Genomic DNA, 23,506 nt, shown 5'->3' with positions numbered 1-23,506 from the left:
CCTCGACGCTCTCAGCCGAGCATCACCGCCGTCCACATCACCACCCCGACCGGCACGGGAAGAGCAAGCAGCCCCAACACCAACATCCGCACGGGGAGGGCGAGTCGACGGAGCGGCGGGATGAGGGCGAGGCCCGCCAGGACCGCGACGCCGGCGGCGAAGTACGCCACGTACGAAAGACCGTCCACCACTCCCATCAGCACCCCCAGCCCCACCACAAGGGTCATCCAGGCCACCGAGACCAGAGTGGGCATCCACACCGCGAACGCCGCCAGAGCCATGCCGGAGTACCCCGGCTCAGGGCGGGATGGACGCCAGGGCCCGTAAAGCCTCGCGTACGTCTCCGGCTGCACAGCAACTCCTGCGGGTAGGACCCAAATTCGCGGCACTGTCGATCTTCGGCGCCTTCAACCCCGTACACATGAGCGCTCGTACTCAGACCGACCGAGCCACCCGGAACCCCACATCGTCCACCGCATACGTCGGATGGCTCCGCCGCCGCGCCGACGCCCGGCAGCTCCAGTGTTTGTCGAACCACCCCCCGCCCCGCAGCACCCGATACGTCCCGTAGACCTCGGGGTCGTAGAGATCCCAGCACCACTCCCACACGTTCCCCAACAGGTCATGGAACCCCCAGGAGTTGGGCGCCCGGGTCCCCACTTCTCGTATCCGCTCACCGGAGTTGCCACGATGCCAGGCGATGTCGTCGAGGACGCCGTAGCGAGGACCCGCCGTACCTGCCCGGCACGCGAACTCCCACTCCGCCTCCGTGGGAAGGCGGTACCCGGTGGACGCCGCGAGGAGTTCCACGTCGCCGTCCTCGCGGAAGCGGTACGCCGGGCGTGAACCCTCCGCCAGGGAAAGGGTGTTGCAGTACCGAACGGCGTCGAGCCAGGAGACGTCCACCACAGGGAGGTCGGGATCGACAAGCGCCTCGCCGGTCACCTCCGCATAGTCCGCCTGCGTCACCGGACACGCCGACAACGCGTAGGAATCCACCTTGACCGTCCAACTCCGCGCCGTACGCCGGTCGTTGAGTACGACTTCGCCCGCGCCGACCGTGATCATCTGTAACCGCATGGACAGATGATCGCAGCGACGCGGGCGATTTGGTGCCGGTGAGGGCTCCCCGTCCCCACGGACCCTCACCGGCGGCTTGTCGCGGAACCGGTTACGCGCGCACCAGTTCCTTGTCCTTCGCGGCGCGGTCCGCGTCGGTGCGCAGCCCCTCGCCCTCGACATCGACGTTGGGAAGCGCGCGGTCGAGCCACTTCGGCAGCCACCAGGCCCGCTTGCCGAGCAGCGCGAGGACGGCCGGCACGATCGCCATACGGACCACGAACGCATCGAAGAAGACGGCGATGGCGAGCCCGAACCCGATCATCTTGATCATCGACTCGGAGGACCCGATGAACCCGGCGAAGACGGCCATCATGATGACGGCGGCGGCGGAGACGACACGCGCCCCGTGCTTGAAACCGGTTACCACCGCTTGCGAGGGCGCCTCCCCGTGGACGTACGCCTCACGCATCCGGGTCACGAGGAACACCTCGTAGTCCATGGCGAGTCCGAAGACCACGCCGACCATGAAGATCGGCATCATCGACATGACGGGCCCGGTCTCCTCGACGCCCAACAGCCCTGCCAGCCAACCCCATTGGAAGACGGCGACGACCGCGCCGAGCGCTGCCATGACGGAGAGGAGGAACCCGAGGGCGGCCTTGAGGGGCACGAGGATGGAGCGGAAGACGACGATCAGGAGGAGGAACGCGAGCCCGACGACGAGCACCAGGTACGGGATCAGCGCGTCGTTCAGCTTCTGCGAGACGTCGATGTTCATCGCCGTCACCCCGGTCACCAGCACGGTCGCGTCGGTGTCGGCCTTGATCTCCGTCCCCTTGTCGCGAATCGCGTGAACAAGGTCCTCGGTCTTCACGGACGACGGCTTGGAGCCCGGAATGACGGTGATCGTCGCGGTGTCACCGGCCTTGTTGGGCGCGGCCGGCGTGACGGTCGTGACGTCCTTCAACTTCTTGATCTCGTCGCCGACTTGGCGGAACGCGGCGTCGGCGTCCTTGCTGCCCTTCGCGTCGACGACGATCATCAGCGGCCCGTTGAACCCGGGCCCGAACCCGTCGGAGAGCGTGTCGTAGGCGCGGCGCTGCGTGGTGGACGTCGGCTGCGATCCGTCGTCGGGCAGCCCGAGTTCGAGCGAGGCGGCCGGGACGGCGACGGCCCCGAGGCCGACAACTCCCAGTACCAGTACGGCAATCGGCCGCCGGACGACGAACTGCGCCCACCGCGTACCCATGTTGGGCTTGCCGGCCTTCTCCGGCTTGTTGCCGCCGAGCATCCGGCTCTTCGCCCCGGCCGGCAGAATCCGCTTCCCGGCGTACCCGAGGAGCGCGGGGATCATGGTCAGCGCGATGAGTACGGCGATGGCGACCGTGCCGGCGGCGGCGATGCCCATCTTCGTCAGCATCGGGATGTTGACGACGGCGAGGCCCGCGAGCGCGATGACGACGGTGAGTCCGGCGAAGACGACCGCCGACCCCGCCGTACCGGTCGCGCGTCCGGCGGCCTCCTCGCGGTCGCGTCCCTCGGCGAGTTCGGCGCGGTAGCGGGAGACGATGAACAACGCGTAGTCGATGCCGACCGCGAGGCCGATCATCAGCGCGAGGGTGGACGTCGTCGAGCCGAGGTCAAGTGCGCTGGCCAGGGCGGTGATTGAGGCGACGCCGATGCCGACGCCGATGATCGCGGTGAGCAGCGGGAGCCCGGCGGCGATCAGCGAGCCGAAGGTGATGACGAGGACGACGGCCGCGATGCCGATGCCGATGATCTCGGTGGCGCCGGTGTGCGGGGTGGCCTGGAGGGCGTCGCCGCCGATCTCGACGGTCAGGCCCGCGCTCCTGGCATGGTCGCCGGCCTCTTCGAGGGCGTCGCGCGAGGAGTCCTTCAACTCCATGCCGGAGACCTTGTACTTGACCGACGCGTAGGCGACCGTACCGTCCTTGCTGACGGCCTTGCCGGTGTACGGGTCGGCGACGGAGACGACCTCGGAGCCGGACTTCAGCTCGGCGACGGCCTCCTCGACGGTCGCCTTGTTCGCGGCGTCGTTCATCGTCTGCCCGGCGGGCGCCTTGAAGACGACATGGGCGGTGGCGCCGTCGGCGCTCATCCCGGGGAAGCGCTGTTCCAGCAGGTCGAAGGCTTTCTGGGCCTCGGTGCCGGGGATCGAGAAGGAGGTCGTGCCCGCAGCGGGGGCACTGGCGGCGCCGACGCCCGCGAGCGTCAGCAGGGCTATCCAGAGCAGGGCGACGAAATGCCGTCGCCGGAAGGCGAGCCGGCCCAGCTTGTAGAGGAACGTGGCCACGGAGGCGTACTCCCGGTCAGTCGTGGGGTTTTCATGGGCAGGGGTGATCGACCGCAGGGCGGGGAGCGCGCGGTGGGATGCGCGAGGGCGGCGTCGATCGGCCCGACGACGTGAGCGGTGACGTCAGTTGGGGTGTGGGCGTACTGCGGGGAAGGTCAACTCCGAGGCAGGACCCTGGAGTTGGGATTCAGTCAGGCTCTGGGATCGATGCCGAGTGCGGGGAGCACCACGGCGTCCAGGTACGAGATGAGGAAGGCCTGGGTGGGCGGCTGGTCGTCGAGCAGCATCCGGGTGGCGAATCCGCCGACCATCATGTGCACCATGAACTCCAGTGCGGGGCAGTCGGCTTGGACCTCGCCCCGGTCGACGGCCCGCTGGATCACCCTTTTGAAATCGGAGAGTTCGGGGTCGATCAGCTGCGCCTTGAACGCCGTGCGCAGGTCCTCGTTGTTGTGCATCGCCATCGCGATGCCGCGCATCAGCGCCGAGTTCTGCGCGTGGACGCAGTCGTCCTCCAGCAGGATCACCGCGTGCAGGTCACCCCGCAGACTGCCGGTGTCGACGTCGTCCGGAGGGGCCGGCTTGCTGTACCGGATGGCCTTGACGACGAGTTCGGCCTTGCCGCCCCACTGGCGGTAGAGCGTGGCCTTGCTGGAGCGGGTGCGGGCGGCGATGGCGTCCATGGTGAGAGCGTCGTAGCCGACCTCGCGGAGCAGGTCGAGGACGGCGTCGTACAGCTCCGCCTCGCGTTCGGGAGTGATCCGACTGCGACGCGCCGTTGCGACCTCAGCCATGACGCCCCTCCGTGCTCTCCGCGTTTCTTCCTACCTCCATGAAGATACCCCGAACAGCAAGCGAAACGAAACGGTTTCGTACGTGGTCTGGGTCACGTGTGTGTGAAACGTGTAAGTGATCGCCCGAGTCCTTCACTCCCCGGCGTCTGAGTTGCTGGCTCTCCGGTGCCGGAAAAGCATAGAAACCGTGAGCTACCTGCGCCTTCCGCACCTCAGCGGTGACCTGCTGTGCTTCGTTGCCGAGGACGACCTCTGGCTGGCCCCCCTCGACGGGCCCGGCCGCGCCTGGCGCCTGACCGTCGACCGTACGAAGACCGGCCAGCCCCGCTTCTCCCCGGACGGCTCGGTCATCGCCTGCACGACCTGGCGCAGCCTCGTCCCCGAGATCCACGTAGTACCCGTGTACGGCGGAAGGACCAGGCAGCTCACCTACTGGGGCAGCGCCGACACCCGCGTCTGCGGCTGGACCCCCGAGGGCCACATCCTCGCCGTCGCCTCCCACAACCAGCCCTTCTCCTACTTCACGTGGGCCTACGACGTACCTCTCAGTGGTGACCCCGGCGGCCCCCTCCCCTGGGGGCCGGTGAGCGACCTCCAGGTCGCCGACCTCGACGGGGAACGCAAAACCCTCCTGCTCACCGGTACGCCGCCGCACGAGCCGGCCGCCTGGAAGCGGTACCGGGGCGGTGCGACGGGCCGCCTCTGGCTCCATGGCCGGCGTCTCCTCCCCGAGGTGGAGGGCCACCTCTCCACCCCCCTCTTCGTCGCCGGGCGCATCGCGTTCCTCTCCGACCACGAGGGCGTCGGCAACCTCTACTCCTGCGCGTACGACGGCTCCGACCTGCGCCGGCACACCGACCACGACGCGTTCTACGCCCGCAACGCCTCGACCGACGGCACCCGGGTGGTCTACCAGTGCGCGGGTGACCTGTGGCTCGTCGAGGACCTGGACGCCGGCTCGCGGCCACGCCGCCTCGACGTACGGCTCGAAGGTCCTCGCGCGGGGCGACGGCCGTATCAGATCCCCGCCGCGCAGCACGTGGACGGCGTCTCGGTGGACGAGACCGGGCGGGCCAGCGCCGTAGTCGTACGCGGCAGTCTCTACTGGCTGACCCACCGGGACGGGCCCGCGCGGACGATCGCCGATACCCCAGGGGTACGGGTACGGCTCCCGGAGATGCTGGGTTCCGGGGGCCGGATCGCGTACGTCACCGATGCGGAGGGGGAGGACGCGGTCGAGATCGCGTACCTCCCCAGAGCCAGTGGGGAACGTCCCCCTCGGAGGCTGGCGTCCGGGGAAGTGGGGCGGGTGCTGGAGATGGTGTCCGATCCGGAGGGGAAGCGGCTGGCTATCGCTTCGCACGACGGGAGGGTGCTGCTGCTGGGTACCTCTGAGGTAGTAGCCGGGGACGACTCCGGGGGTAGCTCTGAGGGTGGGGACGGCGGGCTCGTCGAGCTGATCCGGTCCGTGAACGGTCCCGTGCGGGACCTCGCGTTCTCCCCGGACGGGGCCTGGCTCGCCTGGTCGCACCCCGGGATCGGACGCTCGCTGCGGCAGATCAAGCTGGCCCGGATGAAGGACCGCCTGATCGTGGACGTCACCAACGGCCGCTTCGCCGACGAGAATCCGGTCTTCACCCGCGACGGCCGCTACCTCGCGTTCCTGTCCTGGCGCGGCTTCGACCCGGTCTACGACGTCCACACCGGCGACCTCTCCTTCCCCCTGGGCTGCCGCCCCTACCTGGTCCCCCTCTCCTCGGCGACCCCCTCCCCGTTCGCCCTGAGCCCGGACGGCCGTCCGGCGGCGGGCGGGCTCGACCCCGTGGAGACCGAGGACGGCGGCGCGGTGACCGTCGAGGTGGAGGGGCTGGAGAGCAGGGTCACGCCGTTCCCCGTACCCGCCTCGAAGTACTCCGCGCTGTACCCGGTCGCCGGGGGCGGGGTGGTGTGGTTGCGGTGGCCGATCTCCGGCGCGCTGGGCGAGACCTTCGCGAACCCGGACGACACCAGCGAGCGCCCGACCCTCGAACACTTCACCATCACCAAGGCGAAGAAGTCCGAACTCGTCGACCACCTCGACTGGTTCGCGCTCAGCGGCGACGGCACCCGCCTGGTCGTCGTCGACGAGGGCGAGCTACGGGCCGTCCCCTCAACGGAGTTGGGCGACAGCGACACAACTGTCTGGATCGACCTCCGCCGCATCCTCCACGAGGTCGACCCCGGCGCGGAGTGGCAGCAGTCGTACGAGGAGGCCGGCCGGCTGATCCGCTCCTACTTCTGGGACCCCGGCATGTGCGGCATCGACTGGAACTCGGTGCTGGACCAGTACCGTCCCCTGGTCCAACGCGTCGCCTCCCCCGACGAGTTCGCGGACCTCCTGCGCGAGGTCGTCGGCGAGTTGGGAACCTCGCATGCGTACGTCGCCTCCGCGCGCCGCAACGAGGGGCCACCGCACTATCAGCGGCTCCAGGGCCTCCTGGGCGCCAACTTCGTGCGCAGGGACAGCAGTTGGGTGTTGTCCCGCATCCTGCCCGGCGACTCGTCCGACTCCAAGGCGCGTTCTCCCCTCGCCGGTACGGGAATTCGGGAGGGGGCGGTGCTGACTCACGTGGACGGCCGGGTAGTCGACCCGGTGACCGGCCCCTTTCCGCTGCTCGCGGGGGCGGGCGGTACGACGGTGGAGCTGACGTTCGTGGAGGGCGAGCGGCCTCCGCGCCGGGTGGCTGTCGTGCCGTTGGTCGACGAGCGGCCCTTGCGCTACCAGGACTGGGTGGCCAAACGGCGTGACGTCGTACGGGAGTTGAGCGGGGGGCGGTGCGGGTACCTGCACATCCCGGACATGGGCGGGTCGGGGTGGGCGCAGTTCAACCGGGACCTGCGGATGGAGGTGTCGCGGCCGGCGCTCATCGTCGACGTCCGGGGCAACGCGGGTGGCCACATCAGCGAGTTGGTCGTCGAGAAGCTGTCCCGCACGATCCTCGGGTGGGACCTCACGCGCAACGCCCAGCCGGTGTCGTACGCGTCAAACGCCCCTCGGGGACCGGTGGTTGCCCTCGCCGACGAGGCGACCTCCTCCGACGGCGACATGATCACCGCCGCGTTCAAGCTGCTCAAGATCGGGCCGGTGGTGGGGCAGCGGACGTGGGGCGGAGTGGTGGGGATGACCGGGCGGCACGAGCTGGGCGACGGCACGGTCATCACCGTGCCGATGAACGCGGCCTGGTTCGACGCGTACGGCTGGTCGGTGGAGAACCGGGGCGTCGACCCCGACATGGAGGCACTGCGCACACCGCTGGACTGGGCCGAGGGACGGCACGCGCAGTTGGACGACGCGGTGGGGCTGGCGCTGGAACTGCTGGAGCGGGGGACGGTGGCGAGTCCGCCGGATCATCGGGGGGTACCGGACCGGTCCCGCCCTAAGCTGCCGCCTCGGGAGGGTGGCTCCGGGGAGGTAGGGCGGTAGCTTCGGGGAGGTAGGGGTCAGCTCCCGGAGGTTGGGGTCAGCTCCCGGAGGTTGGGGGGTAGCTCCGGAGAGGTAGCGGGGTAGTACCCGCGTTCCCCTCACTCCCCGTGCGCCAGCACCCGTTCCAGCGTCCGGCGTCCCGCCCTACCCCACGTCGGCTGGCCGCCCGGCAGGCCCTTCTCCCATGCCTGGCCGATGCTGAGCAGGCCGAACGCCGAGAGCACGGCCCAGCCCTGGGCGCGGTGGATCATCGCCTCGTCGGCGACGCCGTAGGCCCGCAGGAAGGGGTCCGCCGCGCCCTCGGGGAGCAGCTTCCACGCGGCGGCGATGTCGGCGGCCGGGTCGCCGGCGCCCATGTCGCCGAAGTCGATGATCCCGGAGAGGACACCGTCCGTGACAACGGCGTTGGCAGGGTGGAGATCCACGTGCACCCAGACCGGCGGACCGTCCCAACTCGGCGCGGCGACAGCCCTGTTCCACACCTCGCGGATCCGGGGGACGTCGACGATGTCCACCAGCCTTTCGAGCCCCGCCTCGAACCCGTCCTTGAGCGGGGCGAGTTCACCGCAGCGGCTGGGATTGAGGGGTGCGTCCTGGGGCGCCGGTTGGTGCAGCGCGCGGAGGAACTCGGCGAGGGCTTCCGCCGAGCGCTGGCCGTCGGTGATCTCGACGCCGTCCGCCGGCTCTCCCGGGACCCACGTCACGACCGTCCACGGCTTGGGAAAAAGGTCGCTCGGCTCGCTGAACCGCAGTGGGATCGGCACGGGCAGCGGGAGCCGCTCGGCGAGTTCCGGCAGCCAGCGAAACTCCTGGGCGAGGAGCACGGGAGCGTCGTCCGTCATCGGCAGCCGTACCGCCAAGTCCTCGCCCACCCGCCAGAGTTGGTTGCCCCAGCCGCCCGCGACGGGGCGGATGGGGAGGTCGGCGAGGTCGGGCTGCTGATCGCGGAGGAGACTGCGGACGAGGGCTTCGTCGGTGTCAGTGCGCTGCATGGTCCGCAGCGTACGTGCTCCCCGTAAAACCTCCGGGGGACCACCCTTCCTCATACCTCCGAGCTACCTCCCAGGTACCGCTGGGCTACACCTCCGAGGGACTCCCCCGGCGTTCACCCCTTCCCCGCCCCCGCTCTGGCCGTCTCGTCGGCGGTCCCGCCCGCCCCCACCAGCCCCGTACTCATCCCGGACAGCCGAGGTGCGACCCGGCGCATCTCGCGTGCGCCGACCGAGCCGATCACTCCGGGGAGGTACCCGCGTACACCCTGCATACCGCGCAGCCACCACTGGCCGTAGACGTGGCTGGACCGGCGCTCTATCCCGTCGGCTATGCGCTCGACGGCGGGGCCGAGGGGGTACGTCTTGTTGGCGGGCCACGGCAGGCGCTGGCGCAGTTCGCGCATGACGTCGTCCTGGTCGGCGCCGCGCACCATGTCGGTGTCGGTCCAGGAGAGGTAGCCGACGCCGACGCGGACCCCCCGGTAGCCGACCTCGGCGCGCAGGCTGTGCGCGTACGCCTCGACGCCCGACTTGGAGGCGCAGTACGCGCTCATCATCGGCGCCGGGGTGAGCGCGGCGAGGGAGGCGATCTGGAGGAGGTAGCCGCGGCTCTCGATGAGGACCGGCAGGAAGGCGCGGGCGGTGACGGCGGAGCCGATGAGGTTGACCTCGATGACGCGCCGCCACGCGTCGGGGTCGGAGTCGAGGAAGGTGCCCCCGGCGGCGACCCCGGCGTTCGCGACGACGATGTCGATCTTCCCGAAGCGTTCCTTCACCTCTTCGGCGACCCGGTTCATGCCGTCCTGGTCGGTGACGTCGGCGTACCAGTAACCGCTCTCGCCGTGCAGCCGTTCGGAGACCTCCTTGAGCGCCTCGGGTTCGAGGCCGACGAGGGCGACGGTCGCGCCGCGCGCGGAGAGTTTCCGCGCGAGCAGCTCGCCGACGCCGCGCGCGGCCCCGGTGATGACGGCGACCTGTCCGTCGAGGCTCACCTTGCTCATGCGCCCTCCTTCAACTGGCTGTAGGTGGTGGTCAGTTCGCGTATCCGCGCGCTCACGAGGTCCGGCGCCTCGACGGGGGTCATGTGGCCGATGCCGTACAGCTCGGTGAGGCCGAGGCAGTTGGGGAGCGCGGCGGCGAGGGCCCGGGCGTGGACGGGTGGGGTGAGGCGGTCGGCGGTGCCGGTGACGATGGCGGTGGGGATGGTCAACTGGCCGAGCTGGTCGCCGAGTTCGAGTGATTCGAGGACCCGCGACCAGGCGTACCGCACCTTCCGGGGGCACGCGTGCACGATCCGCGCGCACTTCTCGACCACCTCGGGGGTCGAACCGGGGCCCATCGTCGCGTACTTGAGGATCTTCTTGCCGACGGGGGTGACCGGGCCAAGCGGCGCCTTCGACCCGATGATCTTCCCGGTGAGCCAGGTCCGCGCCCGCCCGGCCTTGAGGGGGACGACCGTCGACTCGGCGACCAGTCGCGAACTCCCCGTGCTGCACAGGAGACTTGCGGCGACGTGCTCCCTGAACGCCGGTCGGGTCGCGGCGGCCATCACCGTCATGCCGCCCATCGAGTGACCGGCGACCACCACCTTCTCGCCCGGCGCGAGGGTGGCGAGCAGCACCGCTTCGAGGTCGTCGGCCAGGGCTGTCGTACTGACGGCCGGGCTCGCGGGGGTACTGCCGTGGCCGCGCAAGTCGTAGGCGATGACGCGGTGATCGCGGGAGAGGTCGTCGATCTGCGCTTGCCAGAAGGCTGTTGAGCAGGTCCAGCCGTGCACGAGGACGACGGCGGGGGCGGTGTCGGGGCCGTGGATCTCGACGTGCAGGGGTGAGCCGTCCTGGGAGGTGGCCGTGAGGGTCCTCATGCGGTCACCTCGGCGGTGTCGTAACTGCCGCTGTCCTTGGCCGAGTTGGGTTCCTTCGGCTTCTTGGGCCGCCTGAGCACCTCGTACTCGGCCAGGTCGACGCGGCGGGTCGCGCGGCGGAACTCGCTCGTCGTGCCCGGCCACACGGTCGTGTTGCGGCCCTGCGCGTCGAGGTACCAGCTCACGCAGCCGCCGGTGTTCCAGACGGTCCGCTCCATGCGGTCCTGCACGCGCCGGTTCCAGCGGTGCACGGCGCTGGGGCGGGCGTCGAGCGCCACCTCCCCGCCCAGGACGTCGAGTTGGCGCAGATAGTCGGCCATGTAGTTGAGCTGCGACTCGATCATCAGGATCATCGAGGAGTTGCCGAGGCCGGTGTTGGGTCCGATGACCGTCATCCAGTTCGGGAACCCGGCGACCGAAGCGCCGCGCAGCGCCTCCATGCCGTTGACTCCCCAACTCTCCCCGAGAGTACGGCCGTCGGTGCCGACGACGCGGTCAGCGATCGGCATGTCGGTGACGTGGAAGCCGGTGCTGAAGACGATCGCGTCGACCTCCGCCGTACTGCCGTCGGCGGCGACCAGCGTGTTGCCGCGGATCTCGGCGAGGCCGCTCGCGACGACGTCCACGTTGGGCTGCGCGAGCGCCGGGTAGTAGGCGCTGGACAGCAGGATGCGCTTGCAGCCGATGCGGTAGTCGGGGGTCAACTTGGCCCGTAGTTCCGGGTCCTTGACGGCCCTGGCGATGTTCCGCTTGGCCAACTGCTCGACGAAACCGAGTTCATTGGGGTGCTTCGTGAACGCCTGGACCTGCAACTCCCTCATGCCCCACAGGAGTCCGCGCCGCGCCTTTGTCGTGAACGGGAGTGCGCGGTGCAGGGCGCGTTCGGCGCCGCTGATCGCGCGGTCGACGCGCGGCATGACCCAGGCCGGGGTCCGCTGGAACAACGTCAGTTCGGAGACGAGGGGTTGGATCGCCGGGACGATCTGGATCGCCGACGCGCCCGTGCCGATCACCGCGACGCGCTTGCCGCGCAGGTCGTAGCCGTGGTTCCAGCGCGCGGAGTGGAAGACCTCGCCCGGGAACGTCTCCAGTCCGGGGACGTCCGGCATCTTCGGGTCGGAGAGCGGGCCGGTCGCCGAGACGACCATGTCGGCGGAGAGTTCACCGGACGCGGTCTCGATGTCCCAGCACAGGCGCTCCGTGTTCCACGCCATCCGCTTGACCTCGGAGCCGAACCGCAGGTGCGGCCGGATCCCGAAGACGTCCGCGACCTTCTCCAGGTAGGCGCGGATGTGGCCCTGGCCCGAAAAGGTGCGCGGCCACTCGGCGTTGGGCGCGAAGGAGAAGGAGTACAGGTGCGACGGAACGTCGCAGGCGCACCCCGGATAGGTGTTGTCCCGCCAGGCACCGCCCACACTGTCCGCACGCTCCAGGACCACGAAGTCCGTGATCCCCTCCCGCCGCAACCGCACCGCGGCCCCGAGCCCGCCGAACCCGGACCCGACGACCGCCACCCGCACATGCTCGCGTCCGGCCATGGGGACGCCCTCCTTCGCGCGACCGCGCCAGTAATCACTGGCACAGTCGGACTGTAGAGCAGCTCCATACCGATGGGTAGGGGTCACACGGAGGAAAGTTACCGACGGTACGACATAAGGTCTGGGCGTGGCGGACAGGCAGGACGAGAACTCGGCGAAGCGTGAATACCGCATGGAGGAGCTGGCGTCCCTGGCCGGCATCACCGTGCGGACCCTGCGTTTCTACCGCGAACGCAAGCTCCTCGCGCCGCCCCGCCGCGAGGGCCGCATCGCCTGGTACGACGACCACCACCTCGCCCGCCTGCGCACGATCGCGGCGCTCCTCGAACGCGGCCACACCCTCACCGGCATCGCCGAACTCGCCGAGGCCCTCGACCACGGCCGCGACATCACCGACATCCTGGGCCTCGCCCCCACGGAGGAGGAACCGGTCCGCCTCACCCCCGAGGAACTCGCGGCCCGCTTCGAGGGCCAGACCACCCCGGAGAACCTCGCCGCCGCCCTCTCCCTCGGCTACCTCGGCACCGACGGCGACGAGATCGTCCACATCAGCCGCCGCCTCCTGGACGTCTCCTCCACCCTCGTCCACGAGGGCATCCCCCTCGCGGACATCCTCGCGGCGGCCCACGAGGTCCGCGCCCACACGGACGCCCTGGCCGACCTCTTCACCACCACCCTCCTCCAGCACCTCCCCCCCGAACACCTCCCCCGCCTGCGCCCCCTGGCCAAGGCGATCTTCGACGCGGAACTGTCCCTGTCCCTGGACCGGCGGCTGCGCGAGGCGGAGTGAGGGCCGGGGGGTGACGGCGTTACCGCCTCACAGCGTCCCGGCCGTCCCTCACAGCTCGTACACCACGGTCACCGGCGCATGGTCCGACCACCGCTCCGCGTGCGTCGCCGCCCGCTCGACGTACCCCTTCGTCGCCTTCCCGGCGAGCCCCGGCGTCGCGACGTGGTAGTCGATGCGCCACCCCGTGTCGTTGTCGAAGGCGCGCCCCCGGTAGGACCACCAGGTGTACGGCCCCTCGACGTCGGGGTGCAGGGTCCGCATGACGTCGACGTACCCCCCGTTCCCCTCGCCGAAGACCTCGCCCAGCCACTCCCGCTCCTCCGGGAGGAAGCCGGAGTTCTTGGTGTTGCCGCGCCAGTTCTTGAGGTCGGCCTGCTGGTGGGCGATGTTCCAGTCGCCGCAGACGAGAACCTCGCGCCCCTCGGCGGCGGCCCGCACCCGCAGCTCCTTGAGGTGCGCGAGGAACTCGTCCATGAACCGGACCTTCTCGTCCTGCCGCTCCGTCCCGACCTCACCGGAGGGCAGGTAGAGGGAGACGACGGTCACACCGGGAAGGTCGGCCTCGACGTACCGCCCGCTGCCGTCGAACTCCTCCGACCCGAACCCGACCCGCACCGCGTCGGGCTCACGCCGCGTGTAGAGGGAGACCCCGGCCCGCCCCTTCGCGGCGGCCGGCGCGTGCACGACGAACCACCCCTCCGGTGCCCGCACCTCCTCCGGGAGCTGCTTCTCCTCGGCCCGCACCTCCTGGAGGCACAGCACGTCGGCGGAGGTCTCCGCAAGCCACTCCACGAAGCCCTTCTTCGCGGCGGCCCGCAGCCCGTTCACGTTCACGGTGGTCACGGTGAACACAACACTCGCCTCTCGCATCGCGGCCCCGTGACACCTTCACCCTGGTCACCGTCGGCCCGCGGGAACGATACCGGCACACTGGACCAAGCCCGGATAACCATCCACCTCCCTTTCTGCATAGAAGTACAGTGATTCGCATGAACATACGCCGCCTCTCCTTCGACCACCCCGACGCCGTCAAGCTCAACGACGAGGTCCAGGCCGAGTACCACGAGCGCTACGGCGACGGCGGCGACGCCACCCACCTGGACCCTGCCGACTTCCAGCCGCCCCGGGGCCTCTACCTCATCGCCTACGACGACTCCGACCGCCCCGTCGCCACCGGCGGCTGGCGCAGCCAGGACGAGAACGACGAGGGGTACTCGGACGGCGACGCCGAGCTGAAGCGCATGTTCGTCATCCGCGAGATGCGCGGACTCGGCCTCGCCCGCCGCATCCTCGCCACCCTGGAGGACGACGCCCGCGCCGCCGGCCGCACCCGCATGGTCCTGGAGACCGGCACCGAGCAGCCCGAGGCCATCGCCCTCTACGTCTCCAGCGGCTACGAGCCCTGCCCGAAGTTCGGCTACTACCGCGACTTCGATTCGAGCCGCTGCTACGCGAAGACTCTGTAGCCGACGCTCGGGCTGCCGCCGACGGCACCGGCCCGACCGGACCGCCGCCTCACCCGGCGGTCCACTGCCGCTCTCGCCCTCATCCCGACCTCACCGCTCCCCGCATCTCCCTCACCGGCTCCTCCTCTTCCCTTCCGCTCCCTTTTCCGCTCCCGGTTTCCGGCCTGTACCCCTTCATCGTTCCGACCCCGCCGCCCGGTTCACGGATCCACGGATTCCCCCGAACTTTTTTCCGCGCACCCCCTCACCCCCTTATCCCCGCAAGAACGCCAGCACCGCCAGCACCCTCCGATGCCCGTCCTCCGCCGGCGGCAGATCCAGCTTCGCGAGGATGGACCCGATGTGCTTCCCCACCGCCGCCTCGGAGACCACCAGCTCCCGGGCGACCGCCGCGTTGGACCGCCCCTCGGCGACCAGCGCCAGCACCTCCTTCTCCCGCGCGGTCAGGCGCGCGAGCGGATCCCGGCGGCGGCGCAGCAACTGCCGTACGACTTCGGGATCGACGACCGTCCCGCCGCCCGCGACCTCGGTGAGCGCGGCGACGAACTCCTCGACCTGTCCGACGCGGTCCTTGAGGAGGTAGCCGACGCCGGTGCCGTCCCCGGAGTCGAGGAGGTCGGCCGCGTAGGCGTGCTGGACGTACTGGCTGAGCACGAGCACCGGCAGCCCGGGCCGCTCCGCGCGCAGCAGGACGGCGGCGCGCAGCCCCTCGTCCTGGAAGCCGGGCGGCATCCGTACGTCGGTGACGACGACGTCGGGCGTGTGTTCCCGCGCCGCCACGAGCAGTCTGTCCGCGTCCCCGACGGCCGCGACGACCTCGTGCCCGAACCGCGCGAGCAGGGCGCCCAGCCCGTCGCGCAGCAGAACGCTGTCCTCGGCCAGGACGACCCTCAGCCCCACCGGCGTGTCCCCTCCCCCGTCAACACCCGGCGGCGCAGGGCATCTCCGCCCGCAGCACGGTCGGCCCGCCCGCCGGACTGGTGAGCGCCAGTCTCCCACCGACCACCGACACCCGGTCGGCGAGCCCGGTGATCCCGGTCCCGCCGGAGCTGTCCGCCCCGCCGCGCCCGTCGTCGCCGACCTCCACCACGAGCCGCCCGCCCCGCTGTTCGACCCGTATCCAGGCCCGCCCGGCGCCACTGTGCTTGGCGACGTTGGCGAGCGCCTCCCGGACGACGAAGTACGCGGTGGCCTCGACGGCGTCGGGAAGCCGCCCGGGGAGCGCACAGTGCGTGTCGACGGGTACGGGTGAGCGGTCGGCGACGTCGGCGACGGCCACCGGCAGCCCGTGGTCGACGAGGACCCGGGGGTGGATGCCCTGGATCAGCTCGCGCAGTTCGGCGAGGGCCGCACCCGCCTCCTCGTGCGCCCGCGCGAGCTGTGCGGCGAGGGGGCTGCCGGGCGATGCGTCGAGGCGGGCGAGTCCGAGGGCCATGGAGAGGGCGACGAGCCGCTGCTGGGCGCCGTCGTGCAGGTCGCGTTCGATGCGCCGGCGCTCGGCCTCGAAGGCGTCGACCAACCGGGCCCGGGAGCGGGTGAGTTCGACGACCCGTGCGCCGAGGTCGCCCGCGCGCGGGGTGACGAGCAGCCGGGTCAGCGCCCCGCGCGCACCCGCCGCGACGCCGATGACGTAGAGCCCGGCAGCCAGCAGCACGACGCCGCCCAGGCAGGCGGCGAACGCTGCGGGCCAGCCGGTGACCGTCCACACCTTGAGCACCTTGGTCTCGCGCCCGCCCCCGACCGTGCCGAACAGCACCGGCGCCGCGATCATCGTCAGGGGCCCGCCCAGCGCGAGGGCGAGCAGCACCGCTTCGGCCGGCCACCACAGGCAGGCCGTCAGCAGGGTGTGCCCCAGCTCCCGCCAGGTGGCCCGCTCCCGCGCGCGTACGGCCAGCCAGCCCCGCAGCCCCGGCACGGCGGGCTCGGCATGCGCCCCGGACGCCTCCTCCCGGTCGACGAGCCGCAGCCGGCGCCGCTCCAGCGCGGCGACGGGCAGTCCCGCGAAGGCGAGGCAGCCGAGCAGCGGCAGTCCGACGAGGACGACGGCGAGAACACTCCCCGCCACCGCCAGCAGGACCAGCCCCACCAGCACGAAGGCCCCGGTCACCGCGCCCGTCAGCAGATACAGCACCGCCCGCCACGGCCACGGGGACAGCAGGTACCCCCGCCCGGCCAGGCCCTCCCACACATCGCGCGCACGCTCGTCCCGCCCCATGCGGATCACCGTAGAAGCGCCGCGCCGCCCCGGCCATACGGCGGAACCGACCCTCGGGGGTATGCCTGGCCCTACCCCAGGTCTCGCCCCTGCCCCAGCGACCGCGCGCGGGTCGCGGCGGTTTCGTGGAGCCATGACCTCGACGACTCCGCATCGGGACGGCGCCGCGCCCCGCCCCGCCGTCCAGCTGACCTCCGTGACCAGGTGGTACGGCGCCGGCGTGACGGCCCTCGACGACCTCTCCCTCACGCTTCCCGCCGGGTCCTTCACGGCCGTCATGGGGCCGTCCGGCTCGGGCAAGTCGACGCTGCTCCAGTGCGCGGCGGGGCTGGACCGGCCGACGTCGGGTTCGGTGCGGATCGACGGCACCGAGCTGACCGGCCTCGGCGAGCGGCGGCTCACGCTGCTGCGGCGCGCGCACATCGGCTTCGTGTTCCAGTCGTTCAACCTGCTGCCGTCCCTGACGGCCGCGCAGAACGTGGCCCTGCCGCTGCGGCTGGCCGGGCGGCGTCCGTCGTCCGCGCGGGTGCGCGAGGTGCTCGCCCGGGTCGGCCTCGCCGACCGCGCGGGCCACCGCCCCGGCGAGTTGTCGGGCGGCCAGCAGCAACGCGTCGCCCTCGCCCGGGCGTTGATCACCCGCCCGCGCGTGCTGTTCGGCGACGAACCGACCGGCGCCCTGGACTCGACGACCGGCCGCGAGGTGCTGCGCCTGCTGCGCGGGATGGTCGACACCGAGGGCCAGACGGTCGTCATGGTGACCCACGATCCGCTGGCCGCGTCGTACGCGGACCGGGTGCTGTTCCTGGTCGACGGCCGCGTGCACGGCGAGCTGACGGGCGCGGGGGCGGAGACGATCGCGGCACGGATGGCGGGGCTGACGGCGGGGGCGCGTCCGGGGTCCCGGCGCACAGCGCCTGATCCCCACGGCCCACCTGGTCCCGACAGCGCGCGACCGGGCCCTCAAGACGGCCCCGGAGCCCGCCAGGAGGCCCTCCCGTGCTGAGCCTCACCCTCTCCGGCCTGCGCACACGCTGGATGACCTTCCTCGGCGCCTTCATCGCCCTCACCCCCGCCGTAGCCCTCCTTGTCGTCATGGGACAGGCGCTGGCCGCCACCCTCCAGGCGCCCGCGCCCGTCCCCGAGCGCTTCGCGTCCGCGCCCGTGGTGGTCCGCGCCCAGGACACCCTGCGCGTCCCCACGCCGACCGGTGTCCGCACCGCCGAACTCGCCACCCCGCACCCTCTCTCCGCCGAAACCCTCACCGCCCTGCGCACCGTCGGCCGCGTCACCGAGGACCGCTCCTTCCCGGTCCCCGTCACCGGCGGCCCCACCGACCTCGTCGGCCACCCCTGGCCGACGGCGCGTTTCGCCTCGTACCGCCTCAACGAGGGGCATCCACCGCAAAGTTCCCGCGAAGTCGTGGCAACCGGCGGCTGGACTGCTCTGGGCTCCCAACTCCGCACACCCCACGGCTCGTTCAAGGTCGTCGGAATCGCGGAAGACCTCGGTTTCGAGCGCGCGGTCTTCTTCACGGATACCCAGGCAACCGCCCTCGCCCCGCAGACCGTCCAAGCGGTCGTCGAGGCCGACGCGACAGCCGTGCGCGCCGCGCTCGCGGGCACGGATGTCCAAGTCCTGACCGGCGCCGCGCGGGCCGAAGCCGACCCGGACGCCGACCGGCAGGCGGAGCAACTGACGGGACTGAACGCCCTGTTCGGGACGGCGGGCGGGGTCACGGCGTTCGTGTCGGTCTTCGTCGTGGCTTCCACGTTCGCCTTCACGGTCGCCCAACGCCGCCGTGAGTTCGGCCTGTTGCGCATGGCGGGCGCGACACCGGGCCAGGTCCGGCGGACGGTCCTCGCGGAGGCCCTGCTGATCGGCGCCCTGGCGTCGGCGGCGGGCTGCGCGCTCGGCGCGTACGCGGCACCGTACGCGGGCGCCTTGGTGGTCGACGCCGGTCTCGCCCCCGCGTGGTTCGCCGTGGGAGGCCGGACCTGGCCGTACCACGTGGCGTTCTGGACGGGCCTGACGGTCGCTCTGAGCGGCGCCGTCGCCGCGTCCTGGCGCGCGGGCCGCACCGCCCCGTCGCAGGCCCTGCGCGAGGCGTCCGTCGACACGGACACCCTGCCCCGGGGACGCCGGCTCTGCGGGGCGGCCCTGCTGCTGACGGCGGTCGCGACCCTCGCGTACGCGCTGCTGACCGATCCGGGCGACCTGCTGCACCGCAAGACGTACATCAGCCGCCCCATGCTCCTGATCACGGCGGTGGCCCTGCTGTCCCCCGCGCTGATCCGCCCCCTGGTCCGGCTGCTCTCCTGGCCGGCGACCCGCTTCCGGGGCGTTGTGGGCCTCCTCGCGCGTGAGAACGCGTCCACCGCGCTGCGCCGCACCGCCTCCCTCGCGGCGCCCGTCCTGGTCGCCGTCGCCCTGTCGGGCTCCCTCCTGGGCGCGCCCGCGACCCTCGCGGAGGCCCGCGCGCGTGAGGCGCGCCAGCAGACGGCCGCCGACTTCGTGGCCCTGCCCTCGGACCCGGCCTCCGTCGCGCGCCTGAGGGACGTCCCGGGAGCCGACGTGTCCGCTTCCTCCCCCACGGTCCTGCACACCCTGGAGGACGGCGTCGCCCTGGTGAAGTCCGAGGCCCGCGCGGTCGATCCGGCCCTGCTGTCCGCCACCGCGCGCCTGCCGGTGACCGCCGGGCGGATCACCGACCTCGACGACCGCTCGATCGTCGTCACCGAGGAGTGGGCCCGCCACAGGGTCGGCGACGAGGTCCGCGTATGGCTCGCGGACGGCACGCCCCGGACCCTGCGGATCGCTGCCGTCCTGGCCGTCGGCACGGGCGCGGGCGGCGCGTACGTCACCCCGGCGAACGCCCCTGGGGCGAAGACCGACCGCGTCGACGTACGCGTGCGCGCGGGGGCCGACCGTGCGGTGGTGGAGTCGGCGCTGCGCGCGGTGGACGGCGTACGGCTGCTCACCAAGGACCAGTGGGTGACGGCCAGTCGCCCGGCCTCGAACCGTGCCGCGCGCGTGGGGGTCTTCCTCGTCCTGGGGATCGCCGTGCTCTACACGGCCGTCGCTCTGGTCAACACCCTGTTGATGGCCGCCTCCGACCGGGGCCGCGAGCTGAGGTCCCTGCGGCTGACCGGCGCGACGCGCGCCCAACTCCTGCGCCTCACCGCCCTGGAGGCCCTGATCGTCGTCATCGCGGGGGCGTTCCTGGGCCTCCTGGTGACACTCGTCGACCTCTCCGGGATGAGCGCCGCGCTCGGCCTGCTCTCCGCCCCGCCGGCCCTGTCCCCGCCCTGGACGGCACTCGGCGCGACCACCGCCGTCTGCGCGCTGCTCGCGGTCGCCGCGTCGACGGCGGCGTTGGCCGCGCGGTCGGACCAGAAGCCGTGACGGGCCGGCGAGCGCGACAAGCCGTGCCCGGACGGATGCCCTCGCAGGTCGGGGCGGAACCCGTGCAACGCCGGGCGAGCCGAGACCGGAACCGCACGGGCCCTTCAGGCGCCCTCAGCAGCCGTCTGAGCCCCCGCCGACGGCTCCGCCAGGGCCGCACGCCTCAAATGATCCGCAAGGGCCGTGACAGCCGCCTGCGGCCCGTCCTTGACGCCCCAGGCCAGCAGATGATGCCGACGGGCCCAGGGATCCTGGAGTTCGCACACGTCCAGCGACCGGCCCGGATCGAGAGCCCGGCGCGGAACGACCGCGAGGCCGACACCACCGGCGGCGAGCGCCACTTGGACGTTCAGGCTCGCGACAGTCGTCCGGTACCGCACCACCGGTGCGCGCTCCCCGAGGCGCCGTTCGATCCAGCGGCGCAGCGACGAACTCTCGTCGAGCCCGACGAGCGGATGCTCGGCGACCTCGCCGTACGACAGGGCCGTACGCCCGGCGAGAATCCCTCCGGCCCGGCCGATCACGACGAGGGAGTCGTCGCCCAGCGGCTCGGTCCGCAGCCCGCAGTCGCGGGCCTCGGCGTCCAGGACGACCCCCAGGTCCGCCTGTCCGTCGGCGAGCCTGCGCACGGTCCCCGGGGTGGGGCTCTCGCAGACCGTGACGTCGACGTCCGGGTGCGCGCGCAGGAACGTCACCAGGGCGCGCGGCACGAGCCGGTGCATGGCCGAGCCGCCGCCCAGCAGGACCAGCGGGGCCGTGGGTGAACGGCTGTAGCTGGCGACGGCGCTCTCCAGGCGCGCGGTCCGGTCGAGGACGTCGCGCGCGTGCCGGGCGAGCGTCGTGCCCGCCGGGGTGGGCCGTACGCCGCGCCGTTCGCGCACCAGGAGCGGCACGCCGGCCTGCCGCTCCAACGCGCGTACGCGCGCGCTGGCCGACGGGAGGCTCAGGTGCATCCGCCGGGCGCCTGCCGTGATCGACCCTTCCGTCACGGTGTGGAGGAAGAGCCGCAGGTCGTCCAGGTCGTAGCGCACGGCTCTGAGCCTATGGCCGTGCCTGAGGCAGGATGAGTCGATCACGCATTGTGGGCGCGCCGGTCGTACGGGGATGCTCGTCGAATGTCCGAGTTGCTGCTCGTCCTGCTGGCCGGTGTCGCCTCCGGCGCCCTGAACGCCATAGGGGGCGGCGGTACGTTCGTCGCGCTGCCCGCCCTCGTCGCCCTCGGCGTGCCGCCGGTCACCGCGAACGCGGTGTCCCGGGTCGCGCTCGTCCCCGGCTCGGTGGCGAGCGCGTGGGTGTACCGGCGGGAGATCGAGCAGGTCAAAGGGGTCGCCACGCGGACGCTGACGGCGATCAGCGTCGTCGGCGGCCTGGTCGGCGCGGGTCTCCTGCTGGCGCTCCCGGCCTCGTCCTTCGACGCGGCGGTGCCCTGGCTGCTGGCCTTCGCGACGGTGACCCTGGCCTGCGGCCCGCGCCTCTCCCGGGCCCTCGCCGCCTCGCGCGGGCGCACGGCCCTGCTGTCCCCGCCCGCCCTGCTGACGGGCCAGTTCCTGCTCGGTGTGTACGGCGGATACTTCGGCGGAGCCGTAGGCATCATGATGATGGCCCTGTGGAGCGTCGGTACGGGCCTCGACGCGGCGACCGGCAATCCGATGCGTACGGCGCAGGTGACGGCCGTCTACCTGAGCGCGACGGTCCTGTTCCTCACCGCCTCCGACGCGCTGAGCGCCCCACGCCACCTGACGGCCCTCCTCGCGGGCGCGGTGATCGGCGGCTTCGCCGGTGCGCATCTGGGCCGCCGTATGCCGTCCCGGCTGCTCCAGGGCGTCGTCCTGACCACAGCGGCGGCCATGACAGTCCTGTACTTCCTGCGCGGGTGACGGGGCCGGCCCGATGACCAACTACGGCGCCCTGAAGCCCTCGACGCACCCTGGACGCCCCAACTCCCGTCCTACGGCCTCCGGCACCCCGTCAGCCGGGGCCGTCCGGGCAAAACAGAAGACCCCATCCGATTGGATGGGGTCTTCTCAACTGCTCTCGCGTAGCGAGCAGTTGTTGCGGGTGGACCTGTGGGGATTTGAACCCCAGACCCCCTCGATGCGAACGAGGTGCGCTACCAGACTGCGCCACAGGCCCTTGCAACGAGTAAAACTCTAGCACCCTCATCGCCCTGCTCAAAAATCCGTCCCCCAGGGGAAGCCGGGGCCCGGTCGCAGGTCACGGGGTGGACGGTCATTCGTTGGCCGCGCGCGGGCGGTCGCCGTCCTCGTACTGGTCGAACAGGGGCGTGCGCCCGCGTTCGCGGGAGCGGCGGGCCGAGGCGGCGCGGCGGGCGTCGGAGCGTTCGCCGTCGTCCGCGCGCGCGGGATCGTCGTCGGCCGACGACTCGGAGGGGGCCGTCCCGTCCTCCGCCTCGTGGTCCGGGGCGACCGCGCTGGAGCGGGCGGAGCTCCAGGTGTCCGGGGCGCCTAGGTCGACGTCGGACGTCGCGCGCGGGGCGACGGGAGCGGTGACGTACGTCGGCAGGGGCACGGGTACGGGGTCCCAGCTGTCGCCGTGCTCGGGACGGCGCTGGCGCTCGCGCTGCTGGTCGACCCACTCGGCGTGGTCGGTCTGCTCGACGAGCGCGCGGCGGTCGGCGGCCAGGGCGAGCAGGCCGGGGTCATCGGGCTCGGCCGCCGGTTCGGGCTCCTCTGCGGGGACGTCGAACGCCTCCGTGGACACCGAGGCGGACGCGCGGCGGTGCGGCTGGCGGACGCGCTCCTTGAGGCGCTGCGCGGCGACCTCCGCGCGCTGGCGGTCCATCTGGACGGCGAAGCGGCGGTGCTCCTGGGAGCGCAGGTAGGCGATGTACGCGCTGAGCAGCACGGCGGGCACACCCGGCGCCCAGAGGAACGCGAGTCCCCCCACGGCGGCGACGACCGCGCCGAAGGTGAAGGCGAGGAAGAGCAGGACCGTGGTGCGGCGGCGGCGCGCGAGGGCCTTCGAGCGCTGCGCGCGCTCGGTCGTCCGGCTGTCGGCGCGCGCGGAGGGCGTGCGCCGGGCGCCGGGTACGCGCTGCTGAGCGGGGGCGGCGTGCCCCTCATGGGAGTCCCGCTCACGAGACTCCCGCTCACGAGCGTCCCGGACGTCCCGGGAATCCCGCGAAACGTTCACCTCACGCGCGGGATGCGCCTCCCGTGCGGCGCTCACCTCGCGCGCGTCCCGCGCCGGATTCTCCCGCCCGTGGTACGCCTCGCGCGCGTGCGCGCCGTCGGTGTCCTGCGCAAAGTGCCCCTGCGGGCGCCCCGGAGGCATGGCGAAGGCCCGGACGTCCACCGGTTCGGTGGCGACGTCCAGGGCGTCGTCGTCGGGCTCCCCCGCCTCGGCGGAGCGGGCCCTCAGGTCCCGGGCGTACCGGCGCTCCATCCCCGCCCGGCCGGACAGCAACCGGATGGCTGTGCTGAAGCGTTCCGTCGGACGGGCCTCGTTCAGCTCGTCCTGCCTACGGAGCCACATCGGCACCAAGTAGGCGGCCCAGGCCCCGACAATGACTGCGTAGATGAGGCCGCTGCTGCTCACGCTTCACACCGTAGAGGGATTTGCTTGAGGCCATCCGCCAATTGGGCC

Annotated in this window: 19 protein-coding genes and 1 tRNA gene; 6 read left to right on the top strand and 14 right to left on the bottom strand. The window is 71.9% G+C overall.

The features are described from left to right. Nucleotides 1-11: 11 nt before the first annotated feature. The 4 genes from J8M50_RS06710 to J8M50_RS06695 form a co-directional block, all read right to left on the bottom strand. A complete protein-coding gene (locus J8M50_RS06710; RefSeq protein ID WP_141655593.1) occupies nucleotides 12-281 on the bottom strand; it encodes a hypothetical protein in 270 nt (89 codons plus the stop codon). Between the two features lie 154 nt (nucleotides 282-435). After that, nucleotides 436-1,080, bottom strand: coding sequence for a formylglycine-generating enzyme family protein (locus tag J8M50_RS06705; protein WP_040836876.1), 645 nt, complete (start codon nucleotides 1,078-1,080; stop codon nucleotides 436-438). 91 nt (nucleotides 1,081-1,171) lie between these two features. After that, nucleotides 1,172-3,376 carry an MMPL family transporter gene (locus tag J8M50_RS06700; protein WP_010354959.1) on the bottom strand — a complete coding sequence of 735 codons (2,205 nt, stop codon included), beginning with the start codon at nucleotides 3,374-3,376 and terminating at the stop codon, nucleotides 1,172-1,174. A gap of 191 nt (nucleotides 3,377-3,567) precedes the next feature. Further along, on the bottom strand, nucleotides 3,568-4,170 hold the full coding sequence (locus J8M50_RS06695; RefSeq protein WP_010354960.1) for a TetR/AcrR family transcriptional regulator: 603 nt from the start codon (nucleotides 4,168-4,170) through the stop codon (nucleotides 3,568-3,570). A 187-nt stretch (nucleotides 4,171-4,357) separates the two neighbouring features. Here J8M50_RS06695 and J8M50_RS06690 point away from each other — a divergent pair, with 187 nt between their 5' ends. Further along, the gene (locus tag J8M50_RS06690; RefSeq protein ID WP_010354962.1) at nucleotides 4,358-7,633 is read left to right on the top strand and encodes a S41 family peptidase; all 3,276 of its coding nucleotides are present in this window, start codon (nucleotides 4,358-4,360) and stop codon (nucleotides 7,631-7,633) included. A 98-nt stretch (nucleotides 7,634-7,731) separates the two neighbouring features. On the opposite strand, the gene J8M50_RS06685 is transcribed toward J8M50_RS06690, so the two are convergent. From J8M50_RS06685 to J8M50_RS06670, 4 genes are all read right to left on the bottom strand, one after another. Beyond that, nucleotides 7,732-8,625 (bottom strand): aminoglycoside phosphotransferase APH(3'), encoded by an 894-nt coding sequence (locus J8M50_RS06685; protein WP_010354964.1) that lies wholly within the window; start codon nucleotides 8,623-8,625, stop codon nucleotides 7,732-7,734. Between the two features lie 113 nt (nucleotides 8,626-8,738). Then, nucleotides 8,739-9,626 (bottom strand): SDR family oxidoreductase, encoded by an 888-nt coding sequence (locus J8M50_RS06680; RefSeq protein WP_010354966.1) that lies wholly within the window; start codon nucleotides 9,624-9,626, stop codon nucleotides 8,739-8,741. After that, a complete protein-coding gene (locus tag J8M50_RS06675; RefSeq protein ID WP_010354968.1) occupies nucleotides 9,623-10,489 on the bottom strand; it encodes an alpha/beta fold hydrolase in 867 nt (288 codons plus the stop codon). The genes J8M50_RS06680 and J8M50_RS06675 overlap by 4 nt, the downstream gene beginning before the upstream one ends. Then, nucleotides 10,486-12,027 (bottom strand): flavin-containing monooxygenase, encoded by a 1,542-nt coding sequence (locus J8M50_RS06670; protein WP_010354969.1) that lies wholly within the window; start codon nucleotides 12,025-12,027, stop codon nucleotides 10,486-10,488. The genes J8M50_RS06675 and J8M50_RS06670 overlap by 4 nt, the downstream gene beginning before the upstream one ends. A gap of 172 nt (nucleotides 12,028-12,199) precedes the next feature. Here J8M50_RS06670 and J8M50_RS06665 point away from each other — a divergent pair, with 172 nt between their 5' ends. Beyond that, on the top strand, nucleotides 12,200-12,817 hold the full coding sequence (locus J8M50_RS06665) for a MerR family transcriptional regulator (RefSeq protein ID WP_040836887.1): 618 nt from the start codon (nucleotides 12,200-12,202) through the stop codon (nucleotides 12,815-12,817). Nucleotides 12,818-12,865: 48 nt separating this feature from the next. Here J8M50_RS06665 and J8M50_RS06660 read toward each other — a convergent pair whose 3' ends face one another. Further along, nucleotides 12,866-13,687, bottom strand: coding sequence for an exodeoxyribonuclease III (locus J8M50_RS06660; protein WP_086014013.1), 822 nt, complete (start codon nucleotides 13,685-13,687; stop codon nucleotides 12,866-12,868). Nucleotides 13,688-13,806: 119 nt separating this feature from the next. Between J8M50_RS06660 and J8M50_RS06655 the strand changes: the two genes are divergently transcribed. After that, the gene (locus tag J8M50_RS06655) at nucleotides 13,807-14,283 is read left to right on the top strand and encodes a GNAT family N-acetyltransferase (RefSeq protein ID WP_010354972.1); all 477 of its coding nucleotides are present in this window, start codon (nucleotides 13,807-13,809) and stop codon (nucleotides 14,281-14,283) included. A 252-nt stretch (nucleotides 14,284-14,535) separates the two neighbouring features. Here J8M50_RS06655 and J8M50_RS06650 read toward each other — a convergent pair whose 3' ends face one another. Both J8M50_RS06650 and J8M50_RS06645 read right to left on the bottom strand, forming a co-directional pair. Further along, complete coding sequence (locus J8M50_RS06650) at nucleotides 14,536-15,183, bottom strand: response regulator transcription factor (protein ID WP_010354974.1); 648 nt, start codon at nucleotides 15,181-15,183, stop codon at nucleotides 14,536-14,538. Nucleotides 15,184-15,202: 19 nt separating this feature from the next. Next, nucleotides 15,203-16,498 (bottom strand): sensor histidine kinase, encoded by a 1,296-nt coding sequence (locus J8M50_RS06645; RefSeq protein ID WP_010354975.1) that lies wholly within the window; start codon nucleotides 16,496-16,498, stop codon nucleotides 15,203-15,205. 133 nt (nucleotides 16,499-16,631) lie between these two features. On the opposite strand from J8M50_RS06645, the gene J8M50_RS06640 reads away from it, so the two are divergent. Beyond that, nucleotides 16,632-17,501, top strand: a complete 870-nt coding sequence (locus tag J8M50_RS06640; RefSeq protein WP_010354976.1) for an ABC transporter ATP-binding protein — start codon at nucleotides 16,632-16,634, stop codon at nucleotides 17,499-17,501. Continuing rightward, nucleotides 17,495-19,900 (top strand): FtsX-like permease family protein, encoded by a 2,406-nt coding sequence (locus J8M50_RS06635; RefSeq protein WP_010354977.1) that lies wholly within the window; start codon nucleotides 17,495-17,497, stop codon nucleotides 19,898-19,900. The genes J8M50_RS06640 and J8M50_RS06635 overlap by 7 nt, the downstream gene beginning before the upstream one ends. Before the next feature lie 104 nt (nucleotides 19,901-20,004). Here the strand turns inward: J8M50_RS06635 and J8M50_RS06630 are convergent, their stop codons facing one another. Further along, nucleotides 20,005-20,931, bottom strand: a complete 927-nt coding sequence (locus J8M50_RS06630; protein WP_010354978.1) for a LysR family transcriptional regulator — start codon at nucleotides 20,929-20,931, stop codon at nucleotides 20,005-20,007. A gap of 84 nt (nucleotides 20,932-21,015) precedes the next feature. Here J8M50_RS06630 and J8M50_RS06625 point away from each other — a divergent pair, with 84 nt between their 5' ends. Next, nucleotides 21,016-21,777: a sulfite exporter TauE/SafE family protein gene (locus J8M50_RS06625; RefSeq protein WP_010354979.1), complete on the top strand. Its 762-nt coding sequence runs from the start codon at nucleotides 21,016-21,018 to the stop codon at nucleotides 21,775-21,777. Nucleotides 21,778-21,959: 182 nt separating this feature from the next. On the opposite strand, the gene J8M50_RS06620 is transcribed toward J8M50_RS06625, so the two are convergent. Together J8M50_RS06620 and J8M50_RS06615 are read right to left on the bottom strand one after the other, a co-directional pair. Continuing rightward, a tRNA-Ala gene (locus J8M50_RS06620) sits at nucleotides 21,960-22,033 on the bottom strand. A 96-nt stretch (nucleotides 22,034-22,129) separates the two neighbouring features. Further along, nucleotides 22,130-23,458, bottom strand: coding sequence for a SepX/GlpR family protein (locus J8M50_RS06615; protein ID WP_010354980.1), 1,329 nt, complete (start codon nucleotides 23,456-23,458; stop codon nucleotides 22,130-22,132). Between the last annotated feature and the right edge of the window lie 48 nt (nucleotides 23,459-23,506).

Origin of the sequence: Streptomyces acidiscabies (genome assembly GCF_020010905.1) — a bacterium.
In the GTDB taxonomy this organism is placed as follows: domain Bacteria; phylum Actinomycetota; class Actinomycetes; order Streptomycetales; family Streptomycetaceae; genus Streptomyces; species Streptomyces acidiscabies.
Note: the sequence above shows the minus strand (reverse complement) of the source record. Positions and strands in the feature narration are given on the sequence as shown.